Below are 19,220 nucleotides of genomic sequence, written 5' to 3'. Positions count from 1 at the left end.
TGGTGCCACACATTGCCTAGTTGACGCTTAGTAAGAGGCAGATCATGGACTTAGTGAAACAACACGTTACTCGCGCACGCGAAGCATTCGATGAAGGTATAACTAAGCCGCGTACTTGGCGTTTAGAACAGTTACGGGCCCTTGACGCGCTGCTGCGTGAAAACGAAAACCTGATTGCGCACGCATTAAAAGAAGACCTAGGGAAGCATCCCACTGAAACATTTCTGACTGAAACGTCATTGGTGCGTGCAGAAATTAAACACACCATCAAACACCTCAAAAGATGGTTAGCGCCGTCCTACGTTAAACCATCACTTGCGGTCGCGCCAGCAACTGCGTACACGGTTTTAGAGCCGCTGGGCGTTGTCTTGATTATCGCGCCGTGGAATTACCCGCTTCAGCTTGTGTTGGCGCCACTCGTTGGGGCTTTGGCGGCTGGTAATGCCGCAGTTATTAAACCTAGTGAGCTTGCTCCTGAGACATCGCGGCTTTTGGCTTCACTGATTCCCGCATATTTAGATGAGCGGGCGGTGAAAGTTGTTGAAGGTGGCGTGCCTGAAACTACTGCGTTGCTTGAACAAAAGTTTGACCATATTTTCTATACCGGAAATGCGCGTGTAGCCAGAATTGTTATGGCTGCTGCAGCCCGTAATCTCACACCTGTCACATTGGAGTTAGGCGGAAAATCGCCTGTGTATGTTGATGGTTCAGTCGATGTGAAAGTCACTGCGCAACGTATTGTGTGGGGAAAATTTATTAATGCTGGTCAAACATGTGTTGCACCTGACTATGTGTTGGTTTCTCAAGATGTTGAAGCTGAACTGGTAGAGCAGCTTATTGCTGCTGTGCAAGATTTATATGGTCACGATATTGAGCACAATACACATTATGGTCGGCTTATCAACGACGCCCACTTTGATCGGATAGTTGGCTTGATGGGGCCCGAAAATGGTCGGATTGTTGTGGGTGGAGAACACAACAAAACTCACAAGTATGTTGGCCCTACAGTTTTAGTTGATGTGCCCCATACGGCTCCGCTCATGAGCGAAGAGATCTTTGGCCCGCTGCTTCCTGTACTGCCGGTAGCGGACGAGGACGAAGCGATAAGCATCATTACGAGCAAAGAAAAACCGTTATCGCTGTATGTGTTTTCTGAACAAAAACATGTGCGAAAAAAGTTTTTGCAAGACACAAGTTCAGGTGCCGTGACATTTGGCTTGCCTATTGCACACCTTGCCATCCCAGATCTTCCCTTTGGTGGGGTAGGGGAAAGTGGTGTGGGTGCGTACCACGGGAAACGTTCGATTGAAGTGTTTAGCCACGAAAAAGCGGTCGTATCGAAACCTCTTTCTCCAGATACACTCGCCCTTGTTTACCCGCCGTTTCACCCTAAAAAGCTTGGCATTGTGCGCAAACTTCTCGGGTGAAACAGCCGAAGGTTAGTGCCTATACCCACGATGGTAGCCACATGTGCAAACGCCAAAAATCGTATGGCACCTGCATGGCAGTCCAAATGGGGTAGAAGAACAGCGACACAATGAGAATCAGGATCGTAAAGCCGATCAGCAAAATCTTCACCGTGCTTTTGTGTTCAGGGTGTTGTTCTGCACGCAACCACAGCAGATAACCCACATAGGCCAAAGCCATATACATGAACGGTGCAAAAGCAATCGTGTAGAACGTAAAAATGGTGCGGTCTGGGAAGAAAAGCCACGGCACCCAACCAGCAACAACGCCAGCGACGATACCGCCCGCAATCCAATCGGCACGAGTGACTAACCTAAAGAGCAAATATGCGAAAGCTGCGGTAGCCAACCACCATAACAATGGGTTGCCCAATGACGTGACAGCCACCGCGCATTCGTCAAAGGAGCAACCGTTCTCACCAGAAACCGACTTTTCCCAATAAAAAGAAGTAGGACGCAACTGAATAAGCCAACCCCACGGATTAGCCATATACGTGTGTTCTGCGCTCAATCCCGTGTGGAAGTTCATCATGGACGAGTGATAGTTCCACAAGGAACGCAGCACTTCTGAAATGTTTGTCATCCATGTCGGAATCCACTCCCAATACGAGCCAGGATGATCAACATGCCAGTGTCTGCCATACGAGTTGTCATTAACGAACCATGACGTCCACGCCAGCAGATACCCCATGAACGCTGTTGGAAGCATAATGAGTGCAGAGGGAACAGCATCTCGCCAAAAAGCCCCAAGCATCCAATGCTTGACACCTACGGCCTTACGAGCCCCTGCATCCCACAACACAGCCATCACGCAAAAAACGGCAAGAAAATACAGGCCAGACCATTTCACACCGCACGCTAAGCCCAAAGTAAGTGCAGCCGAAAAACGCCACCAGCTCCACCCTAAACGTGGCCCCCAATCACTGACCGGTAAGCCATGATCTATCCGCGCGGCAACACGACGAGCCAAACGTTTCCGACGCCATGTGCGGTCCTTAACAAGAAGCACAAACGCAACAACAACGAAAAACATTAAGAATGAATCAAGAAGTCCTGTCCGAGCATGCACGATGGCAACACCATCAATGGCGAACAGCCCACCGGCAGCAACTCCAGCAAGGGTAGAGCCAGTCATTGAACGGACAACCCGCACAATTAAAAACACTGCAATAACAGAAACAAGAGCCGTCGAAAAACGCCAGAAGAACGCATTGCTTGGATCGCCAATCCACATACCAAACGCGATCATCCACTTACCGAGCGGTGGATGCACCACATAGTCAGCGTTCGGTAGATAGCCGTCTAAAACCCCAGAGTTCCACGCCTCATTAGGATCATCGGGCCAATCATTTTCATACCCATTACGAAGCAGCGTATATGCGCCCTTCACATAATAGGTTTCGTCAAACACCAAAGTAGGAGGCTGGCCCAATCGAATAAAACGCAGCACCCCCGCAAACAGCGCGACAAGGCTCGGAGCAAGCCACCCCCACATGCGAGCGCGACGCGTAGCATCTACCGCAAGTTGACGAGCCGAAAACAACGACCCGAGAAGACGGTCGTATGTGGAAGGCTCATGTGCGTCTTTTTCACTAGGAACAGCGGGAATTGTGACGGAGTTATCTGGAAAACTTGAATCGCTCACGCCTGCAATCCTAGGCGACATGGCAAGGTTATGTGTATGAGTGGACGACTAATTCTTGCAGGTACACCTATTGGTAACTCTGATGACGCATCACTGCGGCTCCGAGACCTCCTCGAACATGCCCCAATTATTGCGGCAGAAGACACCCGGCGCCTCTACGCGTTAGCGCAACGATTAAACATTGTGGTGAACGGAAAAGTCGTCAGTTTCCACGAACACAACGAAAACGATAAAGCCGACGAACTTTTGGATGCTGTTGAGAGCGGACAGGATGTTCTTGTCGTCACCGACGCAGGTATGCCTTCTGTCTCTGATCCGGGTTACCGAGTTGTTAGTCGCGCTATCGAGCGCAACCTAACAGTTACTGCAGCTCCTGGCCCGAGCGCTGTGCTTACTGCTCTTGCGCTTTCAGGGTTGCCAACGGATCGGTTCACTTTTGAAGGGTTCCCACCACGCAAACCTGGTGAACTGCAACGGGCCCTCGCTGCTTTGCGAACAGAACGACGCACGATGGTGTTTTTTGAATCGACGCACCGGATAGCAGCCACGCTTGAAGCGATGGCCCATGAACTGGGTGCACATCGACGAGCAGCAGTGTGTCGTGAACTCACCAAAACGTATGAGCAGGTTTTACGCGGAACGCTTGAAGAGCTCAGCAGCCATGCAGCCACGGAACAGTTACGGGGCGAAATAGCGATAGTCGTTGCAGGAGACACCGGCAGCGCAGAAATCTCTGTCGATACCCTAGTCGCAGAGGTGTTAGAACGGGTGCAGCAAGGTGAACGCCTTAAGACTGTTGTCGCCGAGGTGGCACAAAGCGCACAATACTCAAAACGAGAATTGTATGCGGCAGCCCTCGCCGCTAAATCAGGTGTAGAGCAACGTTAAAGGTCGCTACTTTTTACAAGGTTGACTCCTGCTGCTCGTAGTTCTTCTCGGGCAGCTGCGCCTTGTTCGGGTGTTACTGGAACGGTCAGGTCCTTGAACACGTTGACTTCTAAGCCTAGGGCTTGAGCGTCGAGTGCTGTTGCTTTCACACAATGTGATTCGGCAATGCCAACGACATCGATATCGGTGATGTCGGCGTCTGCAAGTACTTGCGCTAACGTGGCACCAGATGGGGTAACCCCTTCAAAACCGGAGTATGCCGCAGCGTATTGGCCTTTCTTTACGCTCACATCTGGGTTTAACTGCGCTAGCGCAGGATGTAATTCTGCTTCGGGTGTTCCAGCAACGCCGTGTGGCGGCCACGTATCGATGAAATCTGGTTCGTCAGAAAAGTGGGTGCCGGGATCTATATGCCAGTCTTGCGTCGTCACAACGAGTGCATATTGTTCCCGAAAATCGTGGGCGTACTGGGCGATGCGAGCAGCAACAGTGTTGCCGCCAGCAACACCTAAAGCGCCACCCTCGCAAAAAGTAGGCTGAACATCAACGACGATGAGTGCTTTACGCAGTGAAGATTCTGACATAAACCCAATCTACCTGTTTTTGCGATAAAAAAGGCTGGCGTTGACCGCGCACCAAACGCTGACCGGGAGGTTCAGGAAAAATACCACTCGGTCATCGAAATTCTAAGCAGTAGTTTCGGATGAGGGCGTAGGTAGGGTGTCGTATCTATTACTGATGATTACGACAAGAGCAATGAGAGTCAACGTGAACAAAATGACAGCTGTGCCAAGCAAAAGAGTATGAGCATCAACTGCTTGTCCTAGCACCCCGTACAACGCATACCCCACGGGAACGAAACCAAAACTCACAGCGTAGTCCAATGAGGACACCTTTCCTATGTGTTCTCGCTCCACTCGTGTCTGCAAAGTGGATCCCCACGCGATCCCAGAAATTTCCAATCCCACGCCCGAGACAAAAGCACCCACGCAAAGGAGCGCAACATGCGGAGATACAGCCATCACAAGGTTCGGGATCGCACTTAAAGCAGCGAAGACGACACTAATGAGCATGAGGTTTTTATTGAGAGAAAGTTTTGTTGCGACAAAACTCGTCAAAATGTAGCCGCCTGAAAGAGCTACAGACATAGCAGCCCATGCTTGTGGGCCAAACTCTTGGGTGGCGAAAACAGGTTGAGTGACACCAAACGCGCCAGCCTGAACAGCTAAGAAAACCGCCCAAAACGCAATCATGAAAGGAAGCCAACGGTGTCTTCGCCCCAATCGCACCGCATCTTTTAGGTTGCTTACTGTTGATGTGCGCTTTGTTACCGGAGCCGCAGGCACGCGAAGAGGAAGTAGGAACAAGCCGGCTATCAATAGACAACCAGCGCTTACCCCTAACCCACATAATGCTCCCCAACGTGCAGCAATGAAAACTACAGCTATGGGCCCCAGCAGTGCCCCTGCATTACGGAAAGTCCGGACAAATGCGTTTGCCTGAAAATTTCGTTCCTTTGAAACGATACTTGGCAACAACGCATAGAGTGCGGGAGTGCCGAACGCTGTCGCCAGCCCCGCAATAACAGAGATCAGCTGCGCAGCAACCCCTAAACCATGACTTCCTACCACCCAAAATAGTAGGAAATTTAAAGCCCCAACAATAAATAAAGTTGCTACCGCAACAGTTTTACGATTCACAGCATCCGCAACGACCCCGCCAACCAATGCGATGAAAACCGTAGGAAGTGTGCGCGCTGCTAGAACGAGCCCAAGCCCAAGAATGTCTTGCTGCGCCCCAGCAAACACTGCCAAAGATACCGTAAATATCGATCCGCCAAGGCTTTGGAAACCTTGCGAGAAAGCCAGAAATCGAACACTTTTCGTTTCGGAATAAGTGTTCAGTTCCCTCTTGTCGATGATGTGTGTTGTCATGCTAAGAGACTTGATACTCCGGCCTGTGGTGCCGTCTGATACGCGACGAAATCTGGGCCACGGGACAGAAAAAACACTACTTTGTTTTTCATGTCTCGACCCTATTGCACATCAACGAAGTTAGGTAGGGGAATATTGAATGAGGGTGCTTGCCGCCACCATGAAGACGAGCGAACTATGCTGGAAGATGTGCCTACCTTACGCAAACCCATGCTTCACTCAACGATTGTGCTGGCCGCACTTTCCCTCACAGCCTGCTCTGCAACAGGGCAGAACAGTACCCCCAGCAGCCACTCAAGCGTGCTCGGCACAACAACCTTCGCTGCCACCACGACACCAGAACCTGGTGAAAGCACAACCACAGACGAAACAGCCACTCAAGAACCAGCCGGCTCACAAGACGCCCCAGAATCCACTACGCCCATCCCACACGTAGAACTCAAAAAAACGGCGACAGTTGGCACACAACTCACCGACCCGTGGGGCATCGCAACCCTGCCAGACGACACGTTCCTCGTCACAGAGAAAAAAACTGTAGCCATCGCGCACGTAACAGCAGACAAAACCACACAACTAACCGGTGCCGGCATCACCGAACTCACCAACTTCGTCGGCGAACTAGGCGCCGAAAGCACAGACGAAGCAGGACTGTACGGCATCGTCGCCTCACCACAGTTCGAACAAGACTCAGCACTCTACGTATTCGCCTCAAGCGGCAAAAGCTCAACAGTGTTCCGCCTAACACTCAACGGCACCACACTCGAAAACCCCACCGCCATCATCGAAGGATTACCAGCCGGTGCAGGTCACAACGGAGGCGCACTCGGCTTCGACAACGACGGATACCTTTACATCTCAACCGGAGACGCAGGCCAACCACACCTAGCCGGCGACCTCGACTCCTACGCAGGAAAAATCCTTCGCATCCGAGCCGACGGAACACTCCCAACCACCAACCCACTCACCGCATCCGCAATATGGAGCGCCGGCCACCAAAACGTCACAGCATTCACCTGGACAGACAACAACACCATGCTTGCCGTTGAACCAGGCAACACCATGGCCGACGAACTCAACCTGATTACCTCCGGCGCCAACTACGGCTGGCCAGACCTCGAAGGAACCGGCGGCGCAAACGCCTACTACACCGACCCCATCCTCGAATGGGAAATATCCGGCAACCGTCTTGACCCAAGTTCAATCGTTGCAACCGACAACAGCATCTATATTGCCTCCTACGCCAACCAAAACATCCACCGTTACGAAATCACCGACACCGGGCTCGGGGAAAACCAAACACTACTCACCGGCACCTACGGGCGACTAGGCTCACTCGCCACAACACCAACAGGAAAACTCGCAGCCCTCACCGCCTACACAAGCAACAGAACCGCGCACACAGCCCCCACCCCAAGCGAACTACAACCCCAAGACACACAAGAAGAAAAAGCCCTCGCCAAGAAACAAAAAAACGCCGATCGGATACACATCTTCGAGATCACGTTCTGAAAGGCGAAAAAAGTTCACGAGTGCAGACCTTAACCCCTTAGGATTAGGGGTATGGCCGATGCACACACCTCCTTCTACCTGACCACGCCCATCTACTACGTCAACGACGCCCCACACATTGGGCACGCCTACACGACAGTAGCGGCAGACGTCATCACCCGCTGGCACCGCCAGCGCCAGGAGAACGTCTGGTTCCTCACTGGAACAGACGAGCACGGACAAAAAGTCATGCGCACCGCACACGACAACGACGTCACCCCACAAGTCTGGGCAGACAAACTCGTCGACCAAGCATGGGAGCCAGTACTAGGCACACTCAACGCCACAAACGACGACTTCATCCGCACCACACAAGCACGCCACGAAACCGCAGTACAAGAATTCATTGCACAACTACACGACCAAGGCGACATCTACGAAGGCGCCTACGAAGGCCCCTACTGCGTCGGCTGCGAAGAATACAAACAACCCGGAGACCTCCTCGACGGAACCGGCGAATACGAGGGCGAAAAGCTCTGCCCAATCCACACCCGCCCCGTGGAAATGATCTCCGAACAAAACTACTTCTTCGCAATGAGCAAATACCAAGACCGGTTGCTCGCCTTCTACGAAGAACACCCAGAATTCATCCAACCAGCCTCAGCACGCAACGAAGTACTCGGATTCGTCAAACAGGGCCTCCAAGACCTCTCCATCTCACGATCCACCTTCGACTGGGGAATCCCACTACCGTGGGACAAAAGCCACGTACTCTACGTCTGGTTTGATGCACTACTCAACTACGTCACCGCACTCCAACACGACGCAGACGGAAACCCAACACCAGAACGCTTCGACGAATACTGGCCAGCGAGCGTACACCTCGTAGGAAAAGACATCCTGCGATTCCACGCAGTTATCTGGCCAGCAATGCTCATGGCTGCAGGACTCAAACTCCCCACCACAATCTTCGCCCACGGTTGGCTACTCGTCGGCGGCGAAAAAATGAGCAAAACAAAACTCACCGGTATCGCACCAAGCCAAATCATTGACGTATTCGGCTCAGACGCATTCCGCTACTACTTCATGCGCGCAATCCAATTCGGGCAAGACGGCTCATTCTCGTGGGAAGACATGTCAGCGCAATACAATGCTGCGCTCGCAAACGGGTGGGGAAACCTTGCTTCTCGTCTTGCCGCAATGGTGAACAAATACTATGGCGGTGCTTTACCGACTGCGGGGGAACTCACCCAAGCAGAACAGCATATTGCAGATGTTGCAGCTAAAGCTGTAATCGACGCTGACAAAGCAATCGACGCGATCTCACCTAACCGTGCAATCGATGCTGTGTGGACTCTTGTTGATGCACTGAACCTGTACATCACAGAACAAGAGCCGTGGAAGGTTGCAAAGAACGAAGCTGAGGCAGGCCAAGGCGGTCGTCTAGCTACCATCCTCGTGACTGCGGCTGAAGGGCTACGCACTCTCGCTGTTCTGCTTAATCCGGTCATGCCGCAGGCAGCAGCAAAATTGTGGGACTCCCTTGGCGCCGAAGAATACTTGGGTGCGCTTGATGCACAACCGATCGAGACCGCAGCAGAGTTTGGCCGGTTAAAGCCAGGCACCACAGTGACTAAGGGCGAAGCATTGTTCCCACGAGTCGACGAGGCAGCAACCGCATAAATGGGCCGCAAAGCCAAAGACTACTCATGGCCGGCAGCGCCACCAGCGCTGCCGAGCCCAGTCATCGACAACCACACTCACCTTGAATCTTTGGGTGATGTGTTGCGCGAAGGCGTTCCACTGCCAAGCATCAGCGAAGTGATCTCTGATGCAGCGCGTGTGGGCGTAAGCAAAATGATTCAGGTTGGATGCGACCTCGAATCAGCTCGTGTCACAGACTCAATGATCCGTGAGCATGCTGCGCTAGCCGGTGCGATTGCCATCCACCCTAATGAAGCGCCTTTGCATACGCATACTGCAGACGTAGGGCCAGATGGGCTCGAACCTCGGTACGAGTCACGACATGACACGTCACTCGATGATGCTCTTGCAGAAATTGAACGGATTGCCCGATCAAACAACAAAATTCGGGCTATTGGAGAAACCGGGATTGATCTTTTCCGTGCAGGTGAGCAAGGCTTTCTGGCACAAAAAGAATCTTTCCGTGCGCATATTGCTTTAGCTAAAGAACTTAATCTTGCTATGCAAATACATGACCGTGATGCGCATCAAGAAGTAATTGATGTTTTATTAGCTGATGGCGCACCGGAACGTACGGTATTTCATTGTTTCTCCGGTGACGCAGAAATGGCTGATCTGGCCGCGCAGCATGGCTGGTATTTGTCTTTTGCTGGTCCTGTTACTTTTGGCGCGAACAACGAATTGCGTGAAGCGTTACGTCGTACTCCTACCAGCCATGTATTGGTAGAAACTGACGCGCCATATCTAACACCGCACCCTTATCGGGGCAGGCCGAATGCGCCATACCTGATGCCGTATACGGTGCACACGATTGCTCACGTACAGGAATTAAACCTGGTCGATGCATGCCAACGCATTGTTGAAAACACGCATACAGTTTATGGGCTCTGGTAACCAACCTTTTTAAGAATTGTTTTCGGACAGGCTAGTGACCTCGAAAGAAATGTTGGATACCGTAGTACGAAGATATTACTAATACGCGTGCCGCCATTTCGCTTTTAGTTTGGAGATAGTGCTTTGGGTTCACCTGCGTCCAACGCAACCAAGTGGGTTGCGCGCAGCGTCGTGCTTGCAACTATCGCTGGTGCGAGTTTCACATACGTCAACTTGAGCAAAAACCTTGTTCTGGATGTTGATGGTTCGGTGTCGCATATTAATGTTTTAGGTCGAACAGTTGATGACGTTTTAGAAAACCAAAACATTAGCCTTGACGCATCCGACCATGTGTATCCTGCCGCTGGTGATGTCGTTCTTAATGGAAGTACAGTCACTGTTCGTACTGCAAAAAAAATCGAGTTGGAAATCGACGGTAAACGCGAAGTCCTTGACTCGAATGCCGCGACGGTAGGGGACATCCTTGACGAGTTAGGTTCGCGCGCTGCCGGTGCGACGGTCTCGGCGTCACGTGGCGATTTTGTCGGACGGCAAATTGTACGAATCTCTACACTGAAAAAAGTGACCGTACACATTGACGGTCAATCCATTGATTCGGTAACGGCATATCCGACAGTGCGTGATGTTTTGTTTGACATGGGTGTAGTGCTGGAAGAAGGCGACACCGTTAAACCGAAACTGGACGAATACTTAACGGATGGTGACGAAGTAACTGTTCACCGTGCTGGTAGTGCCTCTGACACGGTCACTGAAGCGTTACCGTTTGAAGTTGTGGAACGTAAAGACCCTAACCTCATGAAAGGGGAGAAGGTTGTTCTGCAAAAGGGTCGTGTTGGTAAGGCCGTCACCACGTACGATGTGACAACACTGAACGGTGAAGAGGCTGACCGTGTTGTGATTGCACAGACTGTTTTGGTTGAGCCGCAAGACGAAATTATTGGTATTGGAACGCTCGCCGTTGCAGACCCAAGCACAACTGTTTTGTCCGCTTCAGAAGCTAAAGCTGTCGCTAAATCGATGGTGGCTCAAAGGGGTTGGGACGAATCAGAATTCGTGTGTCTAGACAAACTTTGGATGAAAGAAAGCCGCTGGAACGTACGGGCAGATAACCCATCTTCAAGCGCGTATGGAATCCCCCAAGCTTTGCCTGGTAGCAAGATGGCAACGGCCGGTGCGGACTGGCGTACAAATGCGCGAACACAGATTAAATGGGGCCTTGGATATATCGAAGGTCGTTACGGAAAACCATGCAGTGCATGGGCGCATTCACAGGCTAAAAACTGGTATTAAGAACCATTCTTGAGTGTTTTCACCCACATTTTCTTGCGCGGTGAGCGAACAAACAATTGGCTTTTTTCTGCCGTTTTTATTGCAGATTTGAAAATTTCTTGACCAACTTTACAAACAGAAAACGTAGAATTATGTGCCTTATGTAGGTTACGGTCGTGAACTGGAAAGCCGGATCGGAAACATAAACACTGCTCTCTCAGAGTCTGCACACACAAGAAGACGAACTTCTTAACTATGTGTGCGACGCACGCACCTGGACGCGACGAAAACTCGTCGCACGCGACTGAGGAATGCAGCTCGGTGAAACTCCGAAGAGATTATGTTCCGTGCCCGGAAACAACCACGTCTGGAACAACGTGAAAAAACCACTTGTGTTAGCCGTCTCAGGAGCCTTCGTGGCAACTGCAGCCGTAGGTACCGGAGTGTACGCTGCAGCACACAAAACAGTGACCTTAGATGTTGACGGTAAAACCACCACTGTGACGACCTTTTCTGGCTCCGTAGACGGGCTACTCGAAGAACAAGGAATCACACTCACAGCAGGTGATGTTGTAGCACCAAACTCGCGCTCTGCATTGCGCGAAGGCGGAGACGTAGTCGTCCGCTACCAGCGTGAAGTCACACTTGACCGTGACGGTGAACATGAAACAGCGAAAACCACCGCACTAGACGCTGAAGAACTTCTTTCAAACTATTCTTCCCGTGGCGAAGACGTTGCACTCGTTGCGTCAAGGTCTGCCGGACAAGAACGTATGGACATCGGCTTACGCCTGAACCATGACGGTCCTGTTGCTGTTCTTGTTGATGGAGAAAACACCATCGTTAACGAGGGTGGCACGAACATCGACGAGATTCTTGCAGGGCAAGAGATCACTCTGGGTGATGAAGACCGCGTGTCTATTCAAGCCCTACCTGTAGGCGCAACTTCTGCGGTTGAGGACGACGAAAAAGACGACGAGAAAAAAGACTCGGACACGTCAGACTCTATCCAAATCGCTTTAGAAGACTCTGACAAGACGATGGTCACTCTCGTCGTGCAGCGCATTGAAACAAAAACCACGACAAAGAAAACCAAGGTTGACTTTGAAACGGTAACCAAAAAAGACAAGGACCGTTACGAAGACCTGCCAAAATATGTCGCAACTAAAGGCGTCAAAGGGCAGCGGGTACGCGAATACCAAGTCGTAACAATTGATGGTGAAGTTCAGTCGAAGAAGAAAATTTCAGACGAAATCACCAAGAAACCTATCGACGAGGTAGTTGTTGTGGGCACGAAGGAACGCCCAGAACCAACTCCAGAAAAAACATCGACTAGTTCTTCGTCCTCGTCTTCTTCGTCTAAAGACAGCTCCACAAGCACTGCAAGTGTGAGCGGCGTGTGGGCGAAACTAGCACAATGTGAATCAGGTGGAAACCCAAGCACAAACACCGGAAACGGTTACTACGGCTTGTACCAATTCTCATTGCCAACGTGGCGTTCTGTAGGCGGATCAGGCCTACCTAGCGATGCGTCCGCTGCTGAACAAACCAAACGAGCACAGATTCTGCAACAACGTGCCGGCTGGGGCCAATGGCCCGCTTGCGCCCGTAAACTCGGGTTGCTGTAAACCTGAAGTACGTAGTTTGTTCCTATGGCCCAGTATCGTGATGATGCTGGGCCATAGGTGTGTAAAGCGCCAGTAGCGCACACATCACAGTCCAATGTTGAGCTCACGTGCGCGCAAGTGCACAGAAGTTAGTTAGGCTTTTGCCATGAATGATTCACACAACGCGCTGCTAGGTCCTGCCCAAATTAGGGAATTAGCGGAACGTTTCGGTGTGACTCCCACAAAAGCAAAAGGGCAGAACTTCCTACATGATGCCGGTACTGTGCGGAAGATTGTTCGCACGTCAGGTGTTGTTGCTGGTGAGCGTGTCGTCGAGGTGGGGCCTGGGCTTGGTTCATTAACGTTGGGTTTGCTGGACGTAGGCTGTTCCGTTGTCGCGGTCGAATTAGATACCCCGTTGGCTGAGCAACTCGCACACACGGCAGAATCTATGATTCCGGGCTCTTCTGCTCGACTTGATGTGGTGCATGGTGACGCTTTAGAAGTGATGGAACTTCCCGGTGAACAGCCGACAGCGTTTGTTGCTAACTTGCCTTATAACGTTTCTGTTCCTATTTTGTTGACGTTCTTGGAACGCTTCGCTTCGTTAGAAAAAATTCTTGTCATGGTTCAGCTTGAGGTTGCTGAGCGTATCGTTGCTGGACCGGGCAGTAAGGTGTATGGCGTTCCTTCTGCTAAAACTGCGTGGTATGCCTCTGCAACTAAAGCGATGCGGGTTGGGCGTAACGTTTTTTGGCCGGCACCTAACGTTGATTCTGCTTTGGTGTATCTTGAGCGTCGCCCAGCACCACAGACCACAGCTGCTCGCGAAGACGTGTTTAAAGTTATTGATGCAGCATTTGCGCAACGACGTAAAACTCTGCGACAGGCTTTGTCAGGTATTGCAGGTTCGAGTGCTGCAGCCCAAGTTGCGCTTGAAGGGGCTGGAGTGTCTCCTAGCGCGCGTGGAGAAACACTCACTATTGAAGAGTTCTCTCGTATTGCTGAACAACTTTTTGGGCAGAACGTCGCATGAACACTCCTCAAGACGACGCCGCGTTCACACACCTAGACCGGACGCAGGGAAATCCCAGCGAACTTTCGCGACACTCTCCAGCCACAGTTACCGCGCGGGCTCCAGGGAAAGTGAATCTATCTTTACGGGTAGGCGGACTCGACGAGAGCGGCTATCACCCGTTAATTAATGTTTTTCAAGCAGTGAGCGCGTGGGAAGAAATTGTTGCTTCTGCGCGTCGTGACGACAACATTGTGTTGACGGTGCAAGGCCCTGGCGCGCGTTTTGTTCCTTTGAACGAAACTAACCTCGTCGCGAAGGCTGCACGTGCGCTTCAAAAGCACACAGGTACTCACTTTGGTGCAAGCATTCACATCAACAAAGGCGTTCCTGTTGCTGGAGGTATGGCTGGCGGATCAGCTGATGCCGCGGCGACGCTTGTTGCGTTAAACGCGTTGTGGCGTCTTGACCTGAGCGAAACAGACTTGATGACGATTGGCGCGACGCTGGGCGCAGACGTGCCATTCTCTTTGTTCGGTGGTACTGCTGTCGGTTATGGGCGCGGCGACGAACTCGTCCGCATAACAGATGCTGGAACCTACCATTGGGTGTTTGCGTTACGCGCAAAAGGACTGTCCACACCGGCAGTGTTTTCTAGGTTTGATGAGTTAACACCTCAAGGGGCCGCATTAAATGAATGCGACAACGAACGCTTATATGCCGCGTTAGCTGCCGGGGACGCGACCTCATTGGGCAAACTTTTGCATAATGACCTGCAAATCCCAGCCCTAGATATGGCCCCCGATCTACGTCAGACAATCGAAACAGCTCACGACTGTGGAGCGCTCGGCGTCTTAGTATCCGGGTCAGGCCCGACCATTGCTGTTTTAGCCCGCGATGCAGAGCACGCTGTCACCGTGCGGAATGAACTGTTGAACGCACAGGTATGCCAGGACGCTCTTGTCGCGCAGGGAAGCGTGCCAGGCGCTCATCTTGTGTGAGTTTCTCGTGTCTCTCCACGCGTGAAACAATAGGGGCGATGGCACACCTACTTGGCGCTGAAGCGCTTCACCTTGAGTTCCCCACAAAAGTTGTTTTTGATGCTGTGACAGTTGGCATTAACGAAGGCGACCGAATTGGGATAGTTGGACGAAACGGAGACGGAAAGTCTTCGCTTTTGAAAATGCTTGCTGGAACGTTAGAGCCTGACTCGGGGCGTGTAACTCGTCGCTCAGATGTGCGTTTAGGTGTTTTATCGCAAACAGACGATCTCGATCCTGCCTTGAACGTTCGGGAAGCGATTGTTGGTGACATCCCTGAATATCAGTGGGCTTCTGACCCTAAAATTCGTGATGTGCTGGCCGGGCTGACGAGCGATCTCGACTGGGACAAAAAAATAGCAGACCTTTCTGGTGGGCAACGACGACGTGCGTCTCTTGCCAAACTACTTATTGGTGATTGGGAAGTCATTGCGCTTGACGAACCAACCAACCACCTCGACATTGAAGCAATTACGTGGCTTGCAGGACACTTAAAACGACGCTGGGCAACTAATCAGGGCGGTTTGTTTGTGGTCACCCACGACAGATGGTTCCTTGATGAAGTTTGTAACGCCACGTGGGAAGTGCACGACCGCATCATTGAACCTTTCGAAGGTGGATATGCGGCATACATTTTGCAGCGGGTAGAACGCGACCGTCAGGCAGCTGCTTCGGAAGCAAAACGACAAAACCTTATGCGTAAAGAACTCGCGTGGTTGCGTCGTGGAGCTCCAGCGCGAACCTCAAAACCAAAGTTTCGCATTGATGCTGCTAACGTCTTAATCGCGAATGAGCCACCACCACGTGACGTTGTGGAACTTAAACAGATGGCAACCACCCGTTTAGGCAAAGACGTGGTTGACCTGCTCGATGTGGCTGTTTCTTACGACGAGCATCGCGTGTTTTCCGATGTCACGTGGCGTATCGCGCCCGGAGAGCGGACGGGTGTTCTTGGCATAAATGGGGCGGGAAAATCCACTCTGCTTAAACTCGTAACTGGTGAACTCACGCCAACTGTGGGACGAGTTAAACGCGGAAAAACCGTTAAAGTTGCGACACTTTCTCAAGAACTTGCAGAGCTAGCAGAACACGGAAACGACAGAGTTTCCGATGTGATCGGCCGCAAACGCACAACATATGTTGCTGGTGACAAAGAGATGACACCGGGGCAAATGCTTGAACGGTTAGGCTTCACAAGCACCCAACTTGCCACCCCGGTAAAAGATTTGTCGGGTGGTCAACGACGCAGACTACAGCTGCTCTTGATTCTGCTTGATGAACCTAACGTGCTTATCTTGGACGAACCAACAAACGACCTCGACACAGACATGCTTGCCGCCGTGGAAGACCTGTTAGATACATGGCCTGGCACACTCATCGTAGTCAGTCACGACCGTTACTTTTTGGAACGTGTCACCGACCAACAGTATGCAGTCATTGATGGGGTATTTCGTCACCTGCCAGGTGGCGTAGATGAGTACTTGCAGCTGTCTGCGGCCTCCGCCCGAGCAAAAACAGACGCCTACAATGCGACTAACGGTGAGAGTGCTACACCGCAGGTGAGCGCCCCTCAATTTTCGGGTGCAGAGATTCGTGCAGCGAAAAAAGAACTCAACCGTATTGAACGCAGGCTCGCAAAAATTGAAGATATAGAAAAAACTCTTCACGACGAGATGGCCACGCACGCAACAGACTACGAACTCACCACACGCATTGATGCACAATTACGTGATTTAGCAGACGAGAGGGAAACTCTCGAAATGGAATGGCTCGAAACCAGCGAAATAACAGGCTGATACACCCTTAGATATAACTAAAGGCGGGTGGCCCTCAATCGGGGCCACCCGCCTTTACGTTAAAGAACTGAAAACTCAGTATGTCGAGTAGACGACATCATCGATGACGAGAACTCCGGCATTGATGAAGTAGAAGAAAGCAATCACAGCAAGAATGCTGAAGACGAAGAACACTATGCTGATCCAGCCAAGAACTTTTCCTGCGGTTGCAGAAACACCTGCACGTTCAGCTTTCTTTGCGTAGTGCAAAGCCATGGGGCCGAGGATGATGCCCAGAGACGTAATCAAACCGATAAGGCCAAGAATCCACGAAGTTTGTGCGTCCTTTTGCCCCTGTGGGTTTACTGCACCGTAAGGCTGGCCTTGGTACGGTTGACCCGGATGTGGCTGCCCTTGGTATGGTCCCTGTTGGGGGTATTGTTGGCCACCAGCGTTGTTGTAGTCGTAGTAGCCAGGTGCTGGCTGCTGTGCAGGGTTTGGCTGCTGTGGTTCGCTAGGCTGCCCGTACGGGTTGTTCGTTGAATCGGAGCCTTGCGGATCGTATGGGTTGTTCGTGGACATGGTGACCTCACAGTTTAAGAGGAATGTTTCATTCGAATCTTCCCACAATTGCGGTTCATGTTTCGACTGTTTTCCCTATTTTTTGAGACAACACCGTTGGCGAAACGCACAATATTGATGGATGGTGTGGGTGCCTCATCTCGAAAAAAGAGGCACCCACATGCCTTTATTTCCCTGTTGGGAATGCAGGGTCTGGCAAGTAGACGCTTCCGCCTAGCTCACGGAACTCGTTCGATTTTGCTTCCATGCCCTCAACAGCAATGCGTGTTTGTTCGCTAACGTCACCAAATTCGTTTCGGATATCTTGCGAAATGCGCATGGAGCAGAACTTTGGACCGCACATGGAGCAAAAATGCGCGGTCTTTGCTGGTTCTGCCGGCAGTGTTTCGTCGTGGAAGGACTCCGCTGTTTGAGGATCGAGCGAGAGCCCAAACTGGTCGCGCCACCGGAATTCGAATCGTGCTTTAGACAAAGCGTTGTCGCGTTGTTGTGCGCCAGCATGGCCTTTAGCGACGTCTGCCGCGTGTGCAGCAATTTTGTATGTGATGACCCCAGTTTTAACGTCGTCTCGGTCGGGCAAGCCGAGGTGCTCTTTGGGGGTGACGTAGCACAACATCGCTGTTCCATAGCGGGCAATTTCTGTTGCACCGATGGCGCTAGTGATGTGATCGTACCCTGGCGCAATATCTGTGACGAGTGGCCCGAGTGTGTAGAACGGGGCCCCTTTGCACAGTTCTTGTTGTCTTTCGACGTTTTCGCGTACCAGATGGAACGGAACGTGACCGGGCCCTTCAACCATGACTTGTACGTCGTATTCCCACGCGCGTTGGGTGAGTTCTCCAAGAGTGTCGAGTTCAGCGAACTGTGCTGCATCGTTTGCGTCAGCCAATGATCCTGGACGGAGGCCATCGCCAAGGGAGAATGCGACATCGTATTGAGCGAAGATTTCGCATAGTTCGTCAAAGTGCTCGTACAAGAAGTTTTCTTTGTGGTGGCCTAAACACCACCCTGCCATGATGGAGCCACCGCGTGAAACAATTCCGGTGACTCGTTCTGCGGTGAGTGGCACATAACGTAGTAGTACTCCGGCGTGAATGGTCATGTAGTCCACGCCTTGTTCACACTGTTCAATGACAGTGTCGCGGAATATCTCCCACGTCAAGGCTTGATGGTCGCCGTTAACTTTTTCTAACGCCTGATAGATCGGGACAGTGCCGATAGGGACAGGTGAGTTACGCAAAATCCATTCGCGGGTGGTGTGAATGTCGTCGCCAGTGGACAAATCCATGACTGTATCGGCACCCCACTGCGTTGCCCACTGCATTTTTGACACTTCTTCAGCAATGGATGATGTAACAGCCGAGTTGCCGATGTTGGCGTTCACTTTCACGTGAAAAGCTCGACCAATAATCATGGGTTCTGATTCTGGGTGGTTGATGTTGTTAGGAATAATGGCGCGACCAGCCGCAACTTCACTACGTACGAGCTCTACATCGACGTTTTCTCGCAGTGCAACAAAGCGCATTTCTGGAGTGATAATGCCGTTACGTGCGTAGTACATTTGGGTAACGCGGCGACCGTTTTTGGCGCGCAGAGGACTGCGTTCTTCGCCTTTCCATTCTTGGCTTGCCGCCCCTCGACGTAATGCTTTGGTGCCGTCGTCTTCGAGTTTGCGGCCTCGAGCTTCATACGTTTCAACATCGTCACGGTCATTAATCCATGAAGAGCGCAGCGGCGGTAACCCGCGTACGGGATCGCTTCCGGGGCCTGTGGTGCGGTAGGTCGTAAATGGGGCATTGGCTGAACCATCAGGCGAATCATCTTGTGAGATACGCGTGACAGGAACGCGGATGTCATGCGTTTCGTCGACTATGTATTCAGCGCTGTGGGTCTGATAGTTCAACGGTGAATCA

At 51.7% G+C, this 19,220-nt stretch carries 15 protein-coding genes; 10 read left to right on the top strand and 5 right to left on the bottom strand.

Going from position 1 to position 19,220, the window contains the following annotated elements:
- The first annotated feature begins 44 nt into the window (after positions 1–44).
- Positions 45–1,427 carry an aldehyde dehydrogenase family protein gene (locus tag ACR9EC_RS06580; RefSeq protein WP_435298450.1) on the top strand — a complete coding sequence of 461 codons (1,383 nt, stop codon included), beginning with the start codon at positions 45–47 and terminating at the stop codon, positions 1,425–1,427.
- 19 nt (positions 1,428–1,446) lie between these two features.
- On the opposite strand, the gene ACR9EC_RS06575 is transcribed toward ACR9EC_RS06580, so the two are convergent.
- Complete coding sequence (locus ACR9EC_RS06575; protein ID WP_435298449.1) at positions 1,447–3,111, bottom strand: dolichyl-phosphate-mannose--protein mannosyltransferase; 1,665 nt, start codon at positions 3,109–3,111, stop codon at positions 1,447–1,449.
- A gap of 36 nt (positions 3,112–3,147) precedes the next feature.
- On the opposite strand from ACR9EC_RS06575, the gene rsmI reads away from it, so the two are divergent.
- Positions 3,148–3,999: a 16S rRNA (cytidine(1402)-2'-O)-methyltransferase gene (rsmI, locus tag ACR9EC_RS06570; RefSeq protein WP_435298448.1), complete on the top strand. Its 852-nt coding sequence runs from the start codon at positions 3,148–3,150 to the stop codon at positions 3,997–3,999.
- Here the strand turns inward: rsmI and ACR9EC_RS06565 are convergent.
- Together ACR9EC_RS06565 and ACR9EC_RS06560 are read right to left on the bottom strand one after the other, a co-directional pair.
- The gene (locus ACR9EC_RS06565; RefSeq protein WP_435298447.1) at positions 3,996–4,583 is read right to left on the bottom strand and encodes an isochorismatase family protein; all 588 of its coding nucleotides are present in this window, start codon (positions 4,581–4,583) and stop codon (positions 3,996–3,998) included. The two genes, rsmI and ACR9EC_RS06565, sit on opposite strands and share 4 nt — an antisense overlap.
- A 102-nt stretch (positions 4,584–4,685) precedes the next feature.
- Positions 4,686–5,933 carry an MFS transporter gene (locus tag ACR9EC_RS06560; protein ID WP_435298446.1) on the bottom strand — a complete coding sequence of 416 codons (1,248 nt, stop codon included), beginning with the start codon at positions 5,931–5,933 and terminating at the stop codon, positions 4,686–4,688.
- A 189-nt stretch (positions 5,934–6,122) separates the two neighbouring features.
- Here ACR9EC_RS06560 and ACR9EC_RS06555 point away from each other — a divergent pair, with 189 nt between their 5' ends.
- From ACR9EC_RS06555 to ACR9EC_RS06520, 8 genes are all read left to right on the top strand, one after another.
- Positions 6,123–7,442, top strand: coding sequence for a PQQ-dependent sugar dehydrogenase (locus ACR9EC_RS06555; RefSeq protein WP_435298445.1), 1,320 nt, complete (start codon positions 6,123–6,125; stop codon positions 7,440–7,442).
- A 51-nt stretch (positions 7,443–7,493) separates the two neighbouring features.
- A complete protein-coding gene (metG, locus tag ACR9EC_RS06550; RefSeq protein ID WP_435298444.1) occupies positions 7,494–9,104 on the top strand; it encodes a methionine--tRNA ligase in 1,611 nt (536 codons plus the stop codon).
- The gene (locus ACR9EC_RS06545; RefSeq protein ID WP_435298443.1) at positions 9,105–10,019 is read left to right on the top strand and encodes a TatD family hydrolase; all 915 of its coding nucleotides are present in this window, start codon (positions 9,105–9,107) and stop codon (positions 10,017–10,019) included.
- 123 nt (positions 10,020–10,142) lie between these two features.
- Positions 10,143–11,309 carry a G5 domain-containing protein gene (locus ACR9EC_RS06540; protein WP_435298442.1) on the top strand — a complete coding sequence of 389 codons (1,167 nt, stop codon included), beginning with the start codon at positions 10,143–10,145 and terminating at the stop codon, positions 11,307–11,309.
- A 395-nt stretch (positions 11,310–11,704) separates the two neighbouring features.
- A complete protein-coding gene (locus tag ACR9EC_RS06535; RefSeq protein ID WP_435298441.1) occupies positions 11,705–12,916 on the top strand; it encodes a transglycosylase family protein in 1,212 nt (403 codons plus the stop codon).
- 145 nt (positions 12,917–13,061) lie between these two features.
- Positions 13,062–13,931: a 16S rRNA (adenine(1518)-N(6)/adenine(1519)-N(6))-dimethyltransferase RsmA gene (gene rsmA, locus ACR9EC_RS06530; RefSeq protein WP_435298440.1), complete on the top strand. Its 870-nt coding sequence runs from the start codon at positions 13,062–13,064 to the stop codon at positions 13,929–13,931.
- On the top strand, positions 13,928–14,911 hold the full coding sequence (locus ACR9EC_RS06525; RefSeq protein WP_435298439.1) for a 4-(cytidine 5'-diphospho)-2-C-methyl-D-erythritol kinase: 984 nt from the start codon (positions 13,928–13,930) through the stop codon (positions 14,909–14,911). The genes rsmA and ACR9EC_RS06525 overlap by 4 nt, the downstream gene beginning before the upstream one ends.
- Positions 14,912–14,949: 38 nt before the next feature.
- On the top strand, positions 14,950–16,746 hold the full coding sequence (locus ACR9EC_RS06520; RefSeq protein WP_435298438.1) for an ABC-F family ATP-binding cassette domain-containing protein: 1,797 nt from the start codon (positions 14,950–14,952) through the stop codon (positions 16,744–16,746).
- A 75-nt stretch (positions 16,747–16,821) separates the two neighbouring features.
- Here ACR9EC_RS06520 and ACR9EC_RS06515 read toward each other — a convergent pair whose 3' ends face one another.
- Together ACR9EC_RS06515 and thiC are read right to left on the bottom strand one after the other, a co-directional pair.
- Positions 16,822–17,307 carry a hypothetical protein gene (locus tag ACR9EC_RS06515; RefSeq protein ID WP_435298437.1) on the bottom strand — a complete coding sequence of 162 codons (486 nt, stop codon included), beginning with the start codon at positions 17,305–17,307 and terminating at the stop codon, positions 16,822–16,824.
- A gap of 166 nt (positions 17,308–17,473) precedes the next feature.
- Positions 17,474–19,210 (bottom strand): phosphomethylpyrimidine synthase ThiC, encoded by a 1,737-nt coding sequence (gene thiC / locus ACR9EC_RS06510; protein WP_435300622.1) that lies wholly within the window; start codon positions 19,208–19,210, stop codon positions 17,474–17,476.
- Positions 19,211–19,220: the final 10 nt, after the last annotated feature.

It is taken from the genome of Timonella sp. A28, from assembly GCF_051200815.1.
Taxonomy (GTDB): Bacteria; Actinomycetota; Actinomycetes; order Actinomycetales; family Cellulomonadaceae; genus Timonella.
Note: the sequence above shows the minus strand (reverse complement) of the source record. Positions and strands in the feature narration are given on the sequence as shown.

Coding starts and splice junctions, on each gene's coding strand:
- ACR9EC_RS06520 (WP_435298438.1), top strand. CDS start 14,950: ATGGCACACCTACTTGGCGCTGAAGCGCTTCACCTTGAGTTCCCCACA.
- ACR9EC_RS06525 (WP_435298439.1), top strand. CDS start 13,928: ATGAACACTCCTCAAGACGACGCCGCGTTCACACACCTAGACCGGACG.
- rsmA (WP_435298440.1), top strand. CDS start 13,062: ATGAATGATTCACACAACGCGCTGCTAGGTCCTGCCCAAATTAGGGAA.
- ACR9EC_RS06580 (WP_435298450.1), top strand. CDS start 45: ATGGACTTAGTGAAACAACACGTTACTCGCGCACGCGAAGCATTCGAT.
- ACR9EC_RS06560 (WP_435298446.1), bottom strand. CDS start 5,933: ATGACAACACACATCATCGACAAGAGGGAACTGAACACTTATTCCGAA.
- ACR9EC_RS06565 (WP_435298447.1), bottom strand. CDS start 4,583: ATGTCAGAATCTTCACTGCGTAAAGCACTCATCGTCGTTGATGTTCAG.
- rsmI (WP_435298448.1), top strand. CDS start 3,148: ATGAGTGGACGACTAATTCTTGCAGGTACACCTATTGGTAACTCTGAT.
- metG (WP_435298444.1), top strand. CDS start 7,494: ATGGCCGATGCACACACCTCCTTCTACCTGACCACGCCCATCTACTAC.
- ACR9EC_RS06545 (WP_435298443.1), top strand. CDS start 9,105: ATGGGCCGCAAAGCCAAAGACTACTCATGGCCGGCAGCGCCACCAGCG.
- ACR9EC_RS06515 (WP_435298437.1), bottom strand. CDS start 17,307: ATGTCCACGAACAACCCATACGATCCGCAAGGCTCCGATTCAACGAAC.